The organism is Pedobacter sp. Leaf250, from assembly GCF_920984735.1.
In the GTDB taxonomy this organism is placed as follows: domain Bacteria; phylum Bacteroidota; class Bacteroidia; order Sphingobacteriales; family Sphingobacteriaceae; genus Pedobacter.
Genome location: NZ_CAKLBU010000002.1, coordinates 175477 through 192008 on the forward strand (window position 1 = coordinate 175477; position 16532 = coordinate 192008).

Below are 16532 nucleotides of genomic sequence, written 5' to 3' on the forward strand. Positions count from 1 at the left end.
TGATATGCCGAGTATTAAAAGTTTGATTCTACAGGGTGAGGGCGTTATGCTCGATTTCAAAAAGACAATAACCAATACTGAAAAAATTGCTAAGAGTTTGGTGGCTTTTGCAAATAACAAAGGTGGTAAATTGTTAATTGGCGTGGCCGATGATGGTACAATTAAAGGCGTTAAATCAGAAGAAGAAGAAAAATACATGATCTTGACTGCTGCGCATCAATTTTGTAAACCTGCTATAGAGCCTAATTTCGAAGAAATATATGTAGATGATAAGCTCGTTTTGGTTGTAAATATTCCGCAGAGCGACACTAAACCACATTATGCTTTAGATGATCATCAAAAATGGTGGGCTTATATTCGGATTGATGATAAAAGTGTTTTAGCAAGTAAGATTATTGTTGAAGTATTAAAAAATGATCACCAAGATACAGGCGTACTCATCTCCTATTCAGATAATGAGAAGAAGCTTTTGGAGTATTTGAATGCTAACGAACGCATTACATTAAAGCAACTGAGCAAATTGCTTCGTTGCTCCTATCGCAAGGCGCAAAAAATTCTGGTTAGCCTTATTCTAACGAATGTTATTAGAGCTTACACTTCAGAAAAAGAAGAGTATTTTGTTGCCGTATAGATAATCAGTATATCCTGCGAGCCTACAAATCACATTTTTATTATAAGTATAATCAGCAGAATTTGTAATACTGAAATTAACTTTTCACAGGTTTTATTTTTAATGTTAAAAAAACCGACCTTTGCAGACTTATGTTTTCTAAAATTTACGCCAAATACAAGCCTTACTACAAAGAAAATCTTCATTTGGCACTCCCAATTGTGGGTTCGCAAGTTGGCCACACATTGGTACACATGGCCGATAGTGTAATTATTGGGCATTTTACCGATACAACTCAATTAGCGGCAGTTTCTTTAGTAAATAGCATTTTTATTTTAATCATGGTTATTGGTTTGGGCATATCTTATGGTTTAACGCCATTAATAGCACAAGAAAATGGCAGGCAGAATGATCAAGAGTGCGGAAAGCTTTTGTCAAGCAGTTTGATCATCAATATTTTGGTGGGCATATTTCTTTATATTTTGGTGCATTTCGGCGTACTGTTGGTAATAGATCATTTGAATCAAACACCTGCAGTAGTATTTTATGCAAAACCATACCTTGGCTTATTATCGATATCTATTATTCCCTTATTGGTTTTTCAAACATTCAAACAGTTTGCAGAAGGTTTAGGTTTTACCAAACAGGCAATGTACGTTTCCATTTGGGGAAACATTTTAAATATTACCCTAGGTATTATTTTTGTAAAAGGGATGTTTGGCATTAAACCCATGGGCGTAAGCGGCGTTGGTTTAAGTACATTAATCGATCGATCATTAATGGCAATTGTGATGGCTATTTACGTTCTACGATCAAAACATTTCAAAAAATACCTCATTGGTTTTAGGGCTACCTTTATTGATAAACTATACGCCCTGAAAATTATTAAGATTGGTGCGCCGGTTGCCATGCAATACTCTTTCGAAATTAGTGCATTTAGTGGTGCAGCAATTCTAATTGGTACAATTGGAGCAACTGAACAAGCTGCACATCAAATCGCCATTAGTTTAGCCGCAATGACTTATATGATTGCCAGTGGTATCGCATCGGCGGCAACCATTAAAACCGGTAACAATTTTGGCAAGAAAAATTTTGATGATTTGCGTAAATCAGCAATAGCCAGTTACCATGTAATATTGTTATTTATGAGTTTTACCGCAATTATTTTCATAATTGCTCATCATATTATGCCTTTTATTTATACCGATGATTTAAAAGTAGTAGGCATTGCTGGTCAGTTATTAATTATTGCAGGATTTTTTCAATTATTTGATGGAACCCAAGTTGTTGGTTTAGGAGTGCTTCGCGGTATTGGCGATGTAAATATGCCAACATTTATCACATTTTTAGCTTATTGGGTTGTAGGTATTCCTGTTGGTTACCTATTGGGTTTTACCTTCGGCTTAGGTGTAAATGGTATTTGGTATGGACTAACTTTCGGCTTGTTAACAGCTTCGATCTTATTGTTTTTACGATTTCAAAATAAAACCAAGAAAATAGCTATTTAACTTTTGTGTGTCTCCGATTGTATGCTTTTATCATCGCCCTAATTACATCAAAACTATATTCTTCCTTTGATTTATAGAAATCGAACAATTCTTTATCATCAGAAATTAAGTTTTCGAAGCATAGCCTACCTTTGGCATTTGATTTACTTATACCATTCGTCTTAAGAAAAAGAAGGCTATCTGCACCATTGTTTTGTGCATAATAAGTAATATCTGATGATCTTCCTCCACCAAATGTGCCACTTCCGGCCATGCCGCTAATGTGTACACCAGCTACAGAATTTGACGATGAAGATTCAAATAGATTAATTTTTCCACTTTCTAAAATGGTCAGATACACAGGCTTATCTTTCCCTTCAACATATTTTAAAGCTAAAGGAATTTTATTTTTGACAATGAAAAACGCTTTAATGTTATCGGCTGTAATTTTTTCGAGTGTATCGGTTTGTTTTACTTTAAAGAAAAAATCGTTGGATTTTCGAACAATGTCGGTGAAAATTGTGTCGCCAGATTTTAATATTACATAATCTGATTTTTTCTGTGCAAAAGAAGGATTAAAGCAAAGAAATAACCAAACAATTATAGAGATTGATAGTGATTTTATAGAAAGCATTTTTTTGAAAATAGAACGCTAAAATATAAAATTAAATGGTGAGATAAATTTATTTTCCGCCAACATTAACCACAACGCCAATAGTGAATATGGAATTCCCTGCAGACATATAATCTCGATTTTTCAATCCAATATTGCTACTCGTAGTGTATTGAAGCTGAATAGTTTTACTCAAACCCATTCTGGTGAAAAATATGGGTTCAAAGAATATATTATCTTCTTTAGGCTGAACAACTCCATTTAAGAAAAAACGATCCATTTTCACATGGCTAATTCTTAGCGCCGTACCATAATTCAACGGAAACGCTTTACCAAATAACTTCAAATTGTTTTTCTTTTTTGAACTATAATTAACCTGTAAAAACGATTTTCGATAATCCACTTCCTGAAGTTCGCTACTTACTAAAACATCGTTTTTGTAATCTCTAAAAGTAATGTCACTCCAACCCTTTCCTACTCCTCCATATATTTCGATAATTCTATTGTTATCAGGACCGAATGTGTCGAAGTATCCGCCACCAATTTCAATTAATTTATGTCCAAAATCCTTACTTCTTCTTTCATTACTCATAGAAGAGCCGCTAAATAACACACCGATATGGTTAGAAACAGCATAAGCACCATTAATACTGGCGTTTCCTTTAAGTGAGATGTGACCACCACCACTAAATTCGCCTTGTTTACTTAGCATTGGAGTGTTTGGAACATTGGGCATATAAACTGAAGAACAACTGCTGGCAAAAAGCGCTAATATTGGAAAGGCTAAACGTAAGTATTTATTCATAGATGTTTTATAAACAGTTTTTCGCGATAAAAATTGTGTTAAAGTTTCATTTTCATAAAATCCATCACTCTTCTAAATTCATCATGCAAATTTGCTTTTAAATGTATTTGTTCAGATGTTTTGGGATGAGCGAAACTTAATTCCGAAGCATGTAAAAGCATAGTTGTCATGTTCCATTGTTCGAGGAAAAATTTATTTTGCTTGTTGCAACCATGTGTCCTATCACCGATTATAGGATGTAGGATATGACTAAAATGCCGTCTTAACTGATGCATACGACCAGTTTTAGGACTTGCTTCCACCAGCGAATATCTTGAAGTTTGATGTTTTCCAAATGCCACATCAACTTCTGCTTGTTGTAATGTTTTAAACGAAGTAAAGGCATCTTGCATGGTTCCATTTTCTTTGGCTAAAGGATAATCAATATCCATTTGCTCTGGTGTAAAGCCTCTTAAAATGGCCAGGTATTTTTTGTTGGTTTCTGCATTCATGAACTGCTGATGCATGGCAATTTCAGATTCTTTATCAAAAGCAAACAGTAATATGCCACTCGTTTTTCGATCCAATCGGTGGACAGGGCTTACATGTTTCCCTACCTGATCTCGCAACATTTGCAAGGCAAATTCAGTGGCATCTCTTGCAATCGACGATTGATGCACTAAAAGTCCATGCGGTTTGTTAATGGCTATTAAATATTCATCCTGATAAATGATCTCCAACATGCGGCGAAGATAAGGATATTGAATTAACTATACAGATCAAAAGCTAAACGATAAGTATTACAATGCGCATCTACAATATCTTTAATATCGGTAGAATAGCCACCACCCATACTCACCTGTAACGGACGGCCTTTATTTTTACAGGTTTCTAGCACCATCCTATCTCGTTCTTTGCAAGCAGACTTGCTCAATGATAGCTTTCCCAGCTTATCAGTTGAGAGTACATCAACCCCAGATAAATAGAATACAAATTCTGGATCAGATTTTTCAAAAGCAATCTTCAAATTCGTTTCAAGTAGAGATAGGTAAGCATCATCTTCCAGATTATCATCTAATGGCACATCTAAATTTGAAACTTCTTTTCTAAAAGGAAAATTCTTATCGCCATGCATTGAAAATGTAAATACTCGCGACTCATTTTGGAATATTTCGGCAGTACCATTTCCCTGGTGAACATCTAAATCTATAATTAATATCCGATTGGCTATCTTTTTATTTAGTAAATAGTTAGCTGCGATTGCCTGATCATTTAATAAGCAAAATCCTTCGCCCCAATTACTACCTGCATGGTGCGTGCCTCCCGCCACATTAAAAGCAATTCCGCTTTCAATCGCAAATCCAGTTCCATCAATCGTGCCTTGGGTTATGCGCAACTCCCGTTCCAACAGTTGGGCATTTAAGGGAAAGCCTATTCTCCTTTGCTCTTTAGCCGGCAATGTTAAATCGCGGAGTTGCTCCCAATATTTATTTTGATGAGTTAAGAGAATAATCTCCTCATCAACTAATTCCGGAGTGAATAAATTACCCTGATCTATTGTCCCCTCGTAAAGTAATTGTTCTGGAATCAATTCATATTTTAACATCGGAAAACGATGCCCTTCGGGTAGAGGGTGTGCATATAAAGGATGCCAGGCAATTTTGATCATTACCCTAAAATTTCCTCAATGTGTTTCTCAATGTTATTCGAAATTTGATCAACTGGTAAGTCGTTGGGATCATATCCAAATGGATCTTCTATTTCTTCAGCTATCAGCTCCAAACTCGCTAATACATAGAGGATAAAAGGAACAATAAGTACCAAATAGTAGCCTAAGCTAAACACCCAACCAATTGGGATGGTTAGAACATAAATGAAGATAAATTTCTTGATAAACACACTATATGAAAATGGGATAGGCGTATTTTTAATACGCTCACAACCGCCGCAAATATCAGTAAATTGATTGACGTCGTTTGTTAATACAATCAGCTGCTCTTGAGAAACCAAACCTAGTCTGGTTAAGTCATACAAACGGGAAATCATGCTGCTGGCGATTTGATTTGGTATGTGTTTGCTTTCTTGTACTTCAATTAAAAAACTGTTTTTGCCAAAATATTTCTTCTCACGAAGATGTTCTTTTAAAGCAAAAGCATATTTAGGAATGCCATATTCAAAAAATCTTATTTCTTCATATGGTAAATTTAAAGCCTTTATTTTCATTGCAAAGTTGCGGCTTACGTTGGTTAATTGACCAAGTAGTCTTCTGCCTTCCCACCATCTATCATAAGAGGTGTTGGTTCGAAATACCAAGAGCATCGAAATCACAAATCCTAAAAGGCTATGCATCATTCCAATATTGCTTACATAATCGCTTTTAGAAAGTTTAAATACATTGAGTTCGAGAAAAGCAACAAAAGCCGAAAAAATCGACATGCTGATCATTAATGGCCATAGTTTACGGAAAGTATCGCCTTTATGGAAATGAAAAATAAACGTAAACCAATCTTTAGGGTTATAATTAATCATGGGTTAATTTGATTTTAAGAGCTTTTTAGATACTTCAATAAGTGCCTGGCCAGTTAGATAGATATCTTCAAATGAATTATATAATGGAATAGGACTTAATCGTATTACGTTTGGTTCACGCCAGTCGCCCAGAATTCCGTAATCTACCAATCCATCAAAAATTTCTTTGCCTTTTTGAGCGGCAATGATGGATAGTTGAGCACCTCTATCCTTTGGATCTTTTGGTGTAATGATTTTGTATTGCAATAAACCAATTTCTTTATTCACCTCATTTATAATAAATTCTAGATAGTTAGTTAAATCTATACTTTTCTTCCGCAAAGTGTTTAGATAACCTGCCATTTCAAAAATTTGAAGTGAGGCGTGATATAAAGCCATTGGCATTACCTGGGTACAACTCACCTGCCAACCATCGGCCCCGGCTTCGGGAATAAATCCTTTTTCCATCTTGAAGCGCTTATTTTCCTGATAACCCCACCACCCGGCAAAGCGGTTTAAATCTGTATTGCCGAAATGTTTTTGATGAACAAATATTCCACTAATTCCACCTGGCCCAGAATTTTGGTATTTGTATGAGCACCAACAGGCAAAATCAATGTCCCAATCATGAAGTTTAACAGGTACATTTCCAGCTGCGTGTGCTAAATCCCATCCAACGATTGCACCAATCTTATGGCCAGCTTTTGTAATGGTTTCCATGTCGTACCACTGACCAGTATAGTAATTGATTCCGCCAAAAAGAACCAATGCAATTTCATTACCGTTCTCTTCAATTTTAGCAATGATATCTTCGGTTCGAAGTATCTCTTCACCTTCGCGTGGGAACACCTCGATAATTGCTTCATTGGGATCAAATCCATGAAACCGAACCTGGCTTTCAATAGCATATTGATCAGACGGAAATGCACCACCTTCCATAATTATTTTGAATCTTTTACCTTTCGGTTGGTAAAAACTCACCATTAGCAAATGTAAATTTACTGTGAGCGTATTCATTGGACAAACTTCACTCGGCAAAGCACCTACTATTGGAGCCATTAATTTCTTAAGCTCTTTATGATAAAACATCCAAGGTTCTTCTCCATCAAACCAACCCTCCACTGCAAGATTTGCCCAATTATCTAGTTGCCTATTTAAAACATCCTTTGCAACTTTAGGTTGAAGCCCTAACGAATTACCACACAGATATATAAATGATTTATTTTTGTGTTTAGGAAAAAGAAATTGTGACCTAAAATCTTTAAGTTCATCTCTTTCATCAAGCTCATTGGCAAAGGCTAAGGTATTTTCTGGTTTCATCGCCTCAATAATACAAAAAAAGCAGGCATTGTTTCCAATCCTGCCTTTTTTCAAGTGTAATTAAATCACTAAAATTTTATAGTATCATGTTTTCCTAAATCGGGCGTATCTCCAGTTACAACAGCTTTCAGCATACTAAAAAGCACCACAATTTTTGATGATGATGCATCCCAATATTCGGCTTCTTCGGGCGTAACTTTAATTAAAATCAGCCTCGGGTCTTCCACTCCATCAGGGAACCAGGCTTTAACAAAAGGCGAAAAATAAGATTCCTTTCTAACCTGATCATCCACCAATTCAGCTTTACCTTTAACCGTTAAATAAGTATTTTTAGAGGGATCGCTGTAGGCCAGCAATACATTATTTTCTTTAGAAATTTCTTTTGATTTTAAAGAGTATTCATTTGTGAAGAACCAAATGCTTCCATCATCTTCAATTTTAGCGGTGCCCATTGGTCTGCTACCAAATTCATCACTTGCCGAAAAAGTGGTAAACATACAGGTGCGAACACTTTCGGCCATTTCTTTTAATATTGCTATATTTTTTTCGTTTTTCATGATCATAGATATTTGAATGAAAAACAGCAGGAAGATTGAAATGTTTGATTAAAACTAAACCTTATTGGGTTTGCTTACATATTTGTTGCCTTTAACAAAGAAACGCCAAGGAAGTAATGCATGTTCTTGTGCGTAGGCAATTCCAACACGCGGGAGCGCTGCAATTTCATTATCATCGTAATTAATTTTGTGGTCTTCAATCCAAATTTCATTGCCAGTTAAATCCTTTGCATTAAATGTACGATCTATACCTAGAGCTTTAGCAGCAGAACCAGGTCCAGAAGAAATAGCAGACTTAGTAGATGGCATATTCCTTCGCTCCTCCATAAATTCCTTACCTAGCAAAGGCTCAATTGCTCTAATCAAAACCGCATGAGGATCATTGATAGCTGAGGTTACCACATTAAAAAGGTTATGCATTCCGTAACAGAGGTAAACATAGGCTACACCACCTTCGGCGTACATGGTTTCCGTTCTATTGGTTCTTCTTCCACCATAAGCATGAGAAGCTTTATCATTAATCCCAAAGTAGGCTTCAGTTTCCACAATAATACCTGCAGAAATTTGTCCATCGATATTGGTATATAACACTTTGCCCAACAAATCCTTTGCTAGATTTACAACATCTTCATTCAAATAATAATGGGGAGAGAGTTTCAATTTATTTAAATGAATGATTTAATAAAATTAATATAACCTGCTCTAAATAAACCTGATCAGTTTCATCAAAATGGTTTAAAAATTCACTGTCTACATCTAATACACCAATTACTACCCCTTCACTTATTAGTGGCAGTACAATTTCCGATTTGGATGCTGAGGCACAAGCGATATGCCCTGGAAATTCTTCCACATCGGGCACAATTAAAGTTTTATTTTGTTCCCAAGACGCTCCACATACCCCTTTTCCTTTTTTTATTCTTGTACATGCAACTGGTCCTTGAAATGGCCCGAGTACCAATTCGTTATTTTTTACAAGGTAAAAACCAACCCAAAACCAATTGAATTGCTCCTTTAAAGCGGCGGCAACATTCGCCATATTTGCCACGAAGTCTGTTTCTCCAGTAATCAAAGCCTTAATCTGCGGAATTATAGATTGATATTGTTCAGTTTTTGTTGCGGTTCTGTTAATTGCTAAATCTTCTGCCATTATCCAAAGTTAAATAGGATTTTCCTGAATTTTGAGCTATTGATTGATAATGACAAAAAATTGAATGATACGCCATATTAATTTCATTAGTTTTGAAACAATTTAATCCTTAAAAATGATTGTTGCCTTAACCATTACCAAATTCAATCGAGTTGCTATCCCATTTGCTTTTTTAGGAATGGCCATTTTGCGGGTTCCGTTATGGTTAAATAGAAATTGTAATTTTTGGAAGTTAATGGGTAGCGGTAGAGATGCACAAGTAGATCTTCCTCCAGATTTTAAGCACTGGGCAATTTTAACAACATGGAATAATCAATTAGATTGTGATCAGTTTTATAGAAAATCTTTTCCGATAAAGTGGTTTAGATTATTTGGTAACGAGGAATTCACAATATTATTAAATCCTTTATCTTCTCATGGATTATGGTCTGGAAAACAACCATTTATATATGATAAAAATTACACACCTTCCTGTGGTAATATAGCAGTAATTACCAGAGCTGCTATCAGATTTAGAAAGGTAAAAGAATTCAGAACCAATATTAAAAGGGCTGCGACTGAAATGCGAAATGCAGAAGGATACATCCTATCTGCCGGCGTTGGAGAAAATCCGCTTTTAGATCAGGCTACATTTTCAATATGGGAAAATGCGCAAAGCATGAAAAATTACGCCTACAAATCACATAATCATGCTGACGTAATCAAACTAACAAGAGAACGCAAATGGTATTCTGAAGAACTTTTTGCCCGTTTTGAAATTATTAAAAGCTGGGGCACACTTAACGGAAAATCTTTTTCAATCAAATAAATACACATCAGTAAAGAACAAAAGTAAATGAGAATTATTGCAGAATTACCACATCCAGAATGTAAGATTAGCATTTTTTCAATGAATCATAAATACATCGTAAAATTTGAGCAAGGAACATTTGAGCAAAGTTATAAACTTGCCGAATTGGATTTGAGTGGAGGTGGTGTTAATGATGTTTTTGAAATTTTGGATGAAGAATTTATTTCGACAGTAATTGATCGATTTAAGCTTATGCGTGGTGATTTTACTGCAGCATATAAAAGGCATCAATTCTAGTACGATAAAGCATTCTCTTTCAATGCATTATAGTTGTGATCAGAATTTTATTTCGCGAAATGGATCAATCTTTTCCAAATAATCTTATAATAATTAAATTCTTTATTTAGCTAAATTAACTTAACTTGCTGATATAAAAGGAAATAATAATCGATACAAAATAATATTTTGTATCAATATTTACCAAATAAATAAAATAAACATCAAGCGAGAACGGTATCATGCACCACTACCCTATACCAATTTTTAGAAAATTTTTCTACTGCATCTAAATGAATCTTATCCTCCTGGTAAGCATTATGATCTTCTATTGAATCGAAAATAATTGAAAGCGAGTAGGTAAATGAATTATCAATTACAGGTCTTGCTGGTGTATTTGCCGCTAGACCATAATGGAGACTTTTAATCAGTTTTATAGGTTTTAAACTTTCAAAAAAGTTGGCAAAATCTTGAATTTCAGTTTTTGTGAGTTGAGGTTTTAACCAAAATAAAACGAAGTGTTGAATTTTTCCCTGATTAAGGTTTATATTTCCTATCATGATAATATCTTTTGGATATGATTTATTTAAACAAAAAAAGCGGCTATTAAATAGCCGCTCTTGAAATAATTATTATTTTATTGATTACTGTACTCTTCCGGATTTTTTATCTTCACCTCTACCGATTAAGTAACCACCACCAGCACCTACTAAACCACCGATAATTGCACCTCTACCTTTTTTCTTATCAATTAGTGCGCCACCAACTGCACCTGCTGCACCACCAATTACTGCACCTTTAGCACCATCGCTCCAGCCTTTTTTCTTAGCTGTTGGTTGTGTACCTCCGTAAGAACTTGAGCTGCTACCGCCTGAACTGGCGTATGATCTAGATGATTTTGATGAAGCTGCACCAGCTCTTCTCGCTGCAGCTAATTCTGCCTGGTGCTGAGCTTCTTTTTCAGCCTCAACTTTGGCAGTTTCTGCCCTTTTAAAACTATCTAACCTTAAACTATCTTTAACTGCTTTAATAGCAAGTTGTTTTTCTGCTTCTTGTTGTTTCAATGCAGCTTCTTCTTTTGCTTTATTGTTACAAGCAAACATTACTGAACTCAATGCGATTACTACAAATATCTTTTTCATAACTTTTTGTTTATATGAATCTTGTTTGCTACCTAACCTCACAAACAGGTTTCATTAGGATGTGTATTTTAGTTAATTACATACACTAAAGAAAAAATGATGCCAAAAAGTTTTAATGAGTGTAATTAATTTTCTAAATCTTGATACCAAAATCCAATTTTATCATTTTTTGAATCAATATCATCTTTAATATTATTGTCTTTTTTTGGTTGATTATAAGTTTTAAAAACTTTCTCCCCTAACTTAAATGGAATATTCTTTTTAAAAATAGGGCCTTCAAAAGCAAAGGTATGGAACTCTCCGTTTTCACCGCAAGGATCAATATCCGATGGAAGTTTAGATATTAAATCAATGGTTAATATTTCTCCACAAAATAATTCCAAATTTTGTTGTGCACAAACAATGATGGTTTTATAGTGCAGATCTAAAAACTTTTTAATGAGTTGATTAGTATCACTTTTCCAAAGTGGAAAAATGGCTTTCATTCCTACTTCTGCAAGTTTTGTTTCGCGGTAATTACGAAGATCCTCCAAAAAAATATCGCCAAAAATAGAATGTGTAATGCCTTCATCTTTAAATTTTGATAAGTGCGAATGCATTACCCGATCATAACTTTCCATATCTGGCATTTCTCCTAAACGGATTTGATAAAGTGGTATTCCAATACTTTCAGCCTGAGCAATTAATAGAGATTCCCTTACACCATGCATCGAAACCCGGTTATATTGATCGGTGACTGTGGTAACAAGGTATTTTATTTCTATAGATGGATCTTGAAGTACATCATGAAGCGCTAGGGCACTGTCTTTTCCACCGCTCCAATTGAAAATGCAAAGCTTTTTATTTTCCATTAAGAAGCATATTTCTTAATTCTTTCATACCCTGAACAGCATTTTCTTCAATTTTGACAATGTTCTTGTATCTTTTAACATTGGGGGTTTTTGGATCTATGATATATTTAGTCGCTTCAGAAGGCACAAAATCTACCAAACCAGCTGCAGGATAAACTGCTAATGAAGTTCCAATCAATACACAAACCTCAGCCTGGGTGCAAATTCGAGCGGCAACTTCAATCATGGGTACAGCCTCGCCAAACCAAACCACATGCGGACGTAGCTGTGAACCCAATTCACAAAGTTCGCCCATTTTAATTTCTGCTCCATTTACGGTATAGGTAAGATTTGGATTGAGGTCAGATTGCGATTTTGTTATCACTCCGTGCAGGTGGGTAACTTTTTTTGAACCAGCTCGTTCATGCAAGTCATCTATATTTTGTGTAATAATTTCGACATCAAATGTTTCTTCTAACTGAGCTAAAATCTGGTGAGCTTGGTTGGGTTCGGCAGCAATTATTTGGCGTCTTCTCTCATTATAAAATTCCTGTACCAAATTAGGGTTACGTTCCCAAGCCTCTGGGGTAGCTACATCATATACATTATAACCTTCCCACAAACCATCAGAATCCCTGAATGTTTTTAATCCACTTTCGGCACTGATACCTGCTCCAGTTAAAACAACTATTTTCATATGTAGCTTATAAAACTAAATTATCGAACTGATTGATGCACAATCAACATAATTTGATTAGTAACTAGATGTATTAAAACTGAAGTACTTTGGCATCAGAAAAATTGATGAATTTTTCACTAATTCTTTTATCGGCTTTAAATATGTTGGGATGAAACATGCATGCTAAAGCTTGTATACCATCAACCAAAGTGCCTATGCTAGGCTGTGTGAACATGTCAAAATCTGCAATATAAACCTGATTATTTTTAACCGCTTCCAATAGATCCCAATTATTTTTGGTTACAAGGAGACTCATTTCTTCAAGCGTTCTGGTTTTATCAAAACCACATGGTGCAATAACTAAAACCTCAGGATTATATTTAACTACTTTCTCCCATTGGGTAACAATTGAATCTCCAGCAGGATTTGACAACATATCAATCCCACCTGCCGCTGCAATTTGAAAAGGAATCCAATGTCCGCAATTGTATATTGGCTCAATCCATTCCATTAGCATTACTCGTTTTAAAGGCGCTTTATTTGCTCTTAATTGATCTAAAATGTATTCTGTTTTGTTTTGAAGACTAGCCAGGTACTTTAACGCAACTTCCTCTTTACCCAATGCTTTTGCTATGGTTATTGCACATTCAGAAACATCTTGAAGATTATTAGGCGATAACGGAACCAACTTTGGTGTTTTAGAAAGCTTCATTACAGCTGTTTCTGTGCAAACCGTGTCGATATTACAAACTTCACATATATCTTGTGTGAAAACAATATCCGGAGCAATGCTTTCTAAAAGTTCATCATCAACCCAATACAAACTTTTTCCCTGCGCTTTTGAGGCAGAAAAAATTCGATCGATTTCGATGCTGGAATAATTTTTACCTTCTAAAATGCATCTTACCACTTTTGGTTGATCTGCCGCCTCTTTCGGACACTCGAATGTTACACCGTGTAAATATTCCTGCAAGCCCATATCGTAAATCATTTTGGTTGCGGCAGGTAAAAAGGAAACAACTTTCATTGGAGGTAAGATGTTATAGTAGAAAATGGACGATATTTTTCATATGGAGTAATTCCAGTCTGAAAAACATAAAGTTAAAAAAAATCCTCTTTTGAAGCAGGTCAAAAGAGGATTGAATGTATTATTTAAAAATCTTAAGCATTTTGAGTTTGGAGTTTCAATACTGGATACTTAGACTTTAATATTTCGAATGCTCCGAAAAGAATTGTACCATAAATTAAAGTTCCTTCTAAAAATCTTATCTCAAATGGAATTGCTCTTTCTAAGCATAACCAAAAGCCAGCAATATCTTGCGTATATGAAGGGTTTTGAAACCATACTCCAAAATCGGTTACAATCCAATGGATAAAAACGATAGTTAAAGTTGATGCCAGCAAGCTTACTACATTAATTTTTCTTAGTAAAACTCTTCCAACCAGAACCATCAAAGCAAAGGCAAGGTAAGTCCAATACCAGCCATCGTATAAAATTCCATTGCTATACTTACTAAAAATTGTACTGGCTAAAATAAAATCGCTTAAAAATAAACTTACCAACGGAAAAGCAAAGGCCTTGATATGATCTTTAAAGTAAGCGCCACCGAAGAGTGCCACTGCCCCAATACTTGAAAAATTAGCAAATTGCAACTCATCTGAATTAAAAGTAACTAATAATCGAAATAATGTTATAACCAATATCATTAATAGAAGAATGAGGTTACGCGGATTAAATTTTAAGTTAGACATATATTATAAGTATATAGTAGTTAGTATAAATTGTATAGTGCTTAGTAGTAAGATAGTTCATTTATAAAAACACCACTAACCTTTATGCAAAGGTAAATTTTTATTAGCGGATATTAAAACTAACACCTGTATTAAAATTGAAACCCATAGTATTATATCCAATGATTTCATTGTACTTTTCATTTAGGATATTTTTAGCATCAAAGAAAATTTTAACACGTTTCTTCGCAACAGCATATTCTGCATAGGCATTTAGCAGTTTATAGCCAGGCAATGTTTCAACAACATAATCGGTAAAATTACCGTCAGTACGTGAACCAAAATTCCTGAAATTAGCATTAACAAATAAATTATCTGTAGCCTGGATTCCTGTAGTAATTCCAAAAACATGTTTCGGTCTTCTGAAAAGGAAATCTTCAACTTTGTTATTTACACTATTATATTCATTTCCTTCTGTGTATGCATAATAACCGTTAAAAGTTAGTTTCCAAACTTTGAATGCAGGCTCAATTTCAAAACCTTTCACTTTTTGACTTTCCTGGTTGATGTAACCAACAGCAAAGTCGTAAATAATGGCGTCTTTTAAATCGCGTTTAAATGCTGCACCACGTAATGAGAACTTATCTTCCAATAAACTCAAACTAAAACCGGCTTCATAATTTTGCGATTTCTCTGGCTTGAGATTTAAATTGGCACCGTATTGACCAAACAACATGTTCAACGTTGGGATTTTGAATGCTGTTGAAACTGTACCGAATAATTTTAATTCTTTAATTACATTGATACTGGGTGTAATGGTGTAAGTGTAGTTTTCTCCATATTGTTCATGTTTATTATAACGTCCTCCAACCTCTAAATTGAAAACACTTAAATCATGCAGAAACAATGATCCGTAAGCTGCAAAAATATTACTCTCAGGTTTATTTGCGCCAGCCGAAAGTTTCATCACCCTGTTGTCTATTCCTACCAATAAATCAAGATTGTTTCCTAGCTTTTGATTATAAAATAAATCGAGCAAACTAATTCTTCCAGCACCTTTACTTTCGTAAGGAAAACCATCGAAACTGCTTAAAGTATTATTCGAGTTGCTTTGATAACTATAATTTAAATTGATTTTACCTGTACCAAATTCATATTTTGAATTTATACCAGTGCTAAAATTTTTGAGCACTGAATGGTTTGCAGCGATGCCATCAGTAAATGCACCTTCATCTATTTTGTAATCGCCTTCAAAATACCTAATAAAAGGATTTATGGAAAAGTGCTGATCTAGTTTTACTCCAAAATTGGCATTTACACCGTCTGTTTTAAAACCATCTTTATCAAATTCAGTATTGTTTCCAACTGGATTTGCCGCTTCAGATATTCCATCGGTTTTATGATGGGTATAGTTGATATTATAAGTAAATGCATCAACACTACCATTTAGGCCAATTGTACCCTTATAAGTTTCATAACTGCCCGCACTTGCTACGCCATAGATCGTATTGCCTTTCGGACCACCTTTTTTCGTAATGATATTGATTACACCAGCAATCGCATCAGAACCGTAAATGGTCGATTGGCCTCCCCTTAAAATTTCAATGTGATCGATTTGATCAATTGCAAATAAACGAAGATCAAATGCGCCACCATTTCCTGAAGGATCATTTTGGACGATACCGTCAATCAGCACAACGGCGTAGGCACTTCCTGCACCACGGAAAAACACAGATTTATTGGCGCCTGGATTACTTCCCGATCCGGCTACGATAATACCGGCTTGTTCACTGATAAGTTCTGGCAACGATTTACCATGACTGCGCTCCAATGTCTCACGGCTGATAATGCTTACTACTTTACCAGTTTGTGATTGTTTTTGATCGTTCTTGGTAGCTGAAATTACAACATCTTTCAGTTTCAAAGTGTCTTGTGCATTTGCCGATTGGCCAATTACGATCTGCCCAAGGCCTAAACCTGCAGCAATTAAAATTTTAGTTTTGTTCATTTGATTGTGAGTTTTGCCCACAGCCAGCAGATAGAAAAGGAAATGAA

Annotated in this window: 20 protein-coding genes; 4 read left to right on the top strand and 16 right to left on the bottom strand. The window is 35.1% G+C overall.

Annotation, left to right across the window (positions count from 1 at the left end):
* The first annotated feature begins 4 nt into the window (after positions 1–4).
* Positions 5–631, top strand: coding sequence for a helix-turn-helix domain-containing protein (locus LUA91_RS02700; protein ID WP_231424412.1), 627 nt, complete (start codon positions 5–7; stop codon positions 629–631).
* 131 nt (positions 632–762) lie between these two features.
* Complete coding sequence (locus tag LUA91_RS02705; RefSeq protein WP_231424413.1) at positions 763–2118, top strand: MATE family efflux transporter; 1356 nt, start codon at positions 763–765, stop codon at positions 2116–2118.
* Here LUA91_RS02705 and LUA91_RS02710 read toward each other — a convergent pair.
* From LUA91_RS02710 to LUA91_RS02750, 9 genes are all read right to left on the bottom strand, one after another.
* Positions 2111–2731, bottom strand: a complete 621-nt coding sequence (locus LUA91_RS02710) for a hypothetical protein (protein ID WP_231424414.1) — start codon at positions 2729–2731, stop codon at positions 2111–2113. The two genes, LUA91_RS02705 and LUA91_RS02710, sit on opposite strands and share 8 nt — an antisense overlap.
* A gap of 49 nt (positions 2732–2780) precedes the next feature.
* Positions 2781–3515 (bottom strand): hypothetical protein, encoded by a 735-nt coding sequence (locus LUA91_RS02715; RefSeq protein WP_231424415.1) that lies wholly within the window; start codon positions 3513–3515, stop codon positions 2781–2783.
* A 38-nt stretch (positions 3516–3553) separates the two neighbouring features.
* Positions 3554–4237 carry a pseudouridine synthase gene (locus tag LUA91_RS02720; RefSeq protein ID WP_231424416.1) on the bottom strand — a complete coding sequence of 228 codons (684 nt, stop codon included), beginning with the start codon at positions 4235–4237 and terminating at the stop codon, positions 3554–3556.
* A gap of 23 nt (positions 4238–4260) precedes the next feature.
* A complete protein-coding gene (locus tag LUA91_RS02725; protein ID WP_231424417.1) occupies positions 4261–5163 on the bottom strand; it encodes a histone deacetylase in 903 nt (300 codons plus the stop codon).
* Positions 5163–6023 (bottom strand): bestrophin family protein, encoded by an 861-nt coding sequence (locus LUA91_RS02730; protein ID WP_231424418.1) that lies wholly within the window; start codon positions 6021–6023, stop codon positions 5163–5165. The genes LUA91_RS02725 and LUA91_RS02730 overlap by 1 nt, the downstream gene beginning before the upstream one ends.
* Positions 6024–6026: 3 nt before the next feature.
* Positions 6027–7322 (bottom strand): kynureninase, encoded by a 1296-nt coding sequence (gene kynU / locus LUA91_RS02735; protein WP_231424419.1) that lies wholly within the window; start codon positions 7320–7322, stop codon positions 6027–6029.
* 68 nt (positions 7323–7390) lie between these two features.
* Entirely contained in the window at positions 7391–7879 is a 489-nt protein-coding gene (locus tag LUA91_RS02740; protein ID WP_231424420.1) for a pyridoxamine 5'-phosphate oxidase family protein, read from the bottom strand.
* 54 nt (positions 7880–7933) lie between these two features.
* Positions 7934–8539 (bottom strand): DNA-3-methyladenine glycosylase, encoded by a 606-nt coding sequence (locus tag LUA91_RS02745; RefSeq protein WP_231424421.1) that lies wholly within the window; start codon positions 8537–8539, stop codon positions 7934–7936.
* 1 nt (position 8540) lies between these two features.
* Entirely contained in the window at positions 8541–9029 is a 489-nt protein-coding gene (locus LUA91_RS02750; RefSeq protein ID WP_231424422.1) for a GAF domain-containing protein, read from the bottom strand.
* A 115-nt stretch (positions 9030–9144) separates the two neighbouring features.
* Between LUA91_RS02750 and LUA91_RS02755 the strand changes: the two genes are divergently transcribed.
* The gene (locus LUA91_RS02755; RefSeq protein ID WP_231424423.1) at positions 9145–9837 is read left to right on the top strand and encodes a DUF3291 domain-containing protein; all 693 of its coding nucleotides are present in this window, start codon (positions 9145–9147) and stop codon (positions 9835–9837) included.
* Positions 9838–9864: 27 nt separating this feature from the next.
* Positions 9865–10116 (top strand): hypothetical protein, encoded by a 252-nt coding sequence (locus LUA91_RS02760; protein ID WP_231424424.1) that lies wholly within the window; start codon positions 9865–9867, stop codon positions 10114–10116.
* A gap of 203 nt (positions 10117–10319) precedes the next feature.
* Here the strand turns inward: LUA91_RS02760 and LUA91_RS02765 are convergent, their stop codons facing one another.
* The 7 genes from LUA91_RS02765 to LUA91_RS02795 form a co-directional block, all read right to left on the bottom strand.
* Positions 10320–10655, bottom strand: coding sequence for a Dabb family protein (locus LUA91_RS02765; protein ID WP_231424425.1), 336 nt, complete (start codon positions 10653–10655; stop codon positions 10320–10322).
* An 84-nt stretch (positions 10656–10739) separates the two neighbouring features.
* Positions 10740–11237: a YMGG-like glycine zipper-containing protein gene (locus tag LUA91_RS02770; RefSeq protein ID WP_231424426.1), complete on the bottom strand. Its 498-nt coding sequence runs from the start codon at positions 11235–11237 to the stop codon at positions 10740–10742.
* Between the two features lie 125 nt (positions 11238–11362).
* Complete coding sequence (locus tag LUA91_RS02775) at positions 11363–12088, bottom strand: diphthine--ammonia ligase (protein WP_231424427.1); 726 nt, start codon at positions 12086–12088, stop codon at positions 11363–11365.
* Positions 12078–12764 carry a Sir2 family NAD-dependent protein deacetylase gene (locus LUA91_RS02780; protein ID WP_231424428.1) on the bottom strand — a complete coding sequence of 229 codons (687 nt, stop codon included), beginning with the start codon at positions 12762–12764 and terminating at the stop codon, positions 12078–12080. Before LUA91_RS02780 ends, LUA91_RS02775 begins: the two co-directional genes overlap by 11 nt.
* A gap of 73 nt (positions 12765–12837) precedes the next feature.
* Positions 12838–13773 (bottom strand): ABC transporter substrate-binding protein, encoded by a 936-nt coding sequence (locus tag LUA91_RS02785; protein ID WP_231424429.1) that lies wholly within the window; start codon positions 13771–13773, stop codon positions 12838–12840.
* Positions 13774–13907: 134 nt separating this feature from the next.
* Positions 13908–14498 (bottom strand): DUF6580 family putative transport protein, encoded by a 591-nt coding sequence (locus tag LUA91_RS02790; RefSeq protein ID WP_231424430.1) that lies wholly within the window; start codon positions 14496–14498, stop codon positions 13908–13910.
* A gap of 103 nt (positions 14499–14601) precedes the next feature.
* Complete coding sequence (locus LUA91_RS02795; RefSeq protein ID WP_231424431.1) at positions 14602–16485, bottom strand: TonB-dependent siderophore receptor; 1884 nt, start codon at positions 16483–16485, stop codon at positions 14602–14604.
* Between the last annotated feature and the right edge of the window lie 47 nt (positions 16486–16532).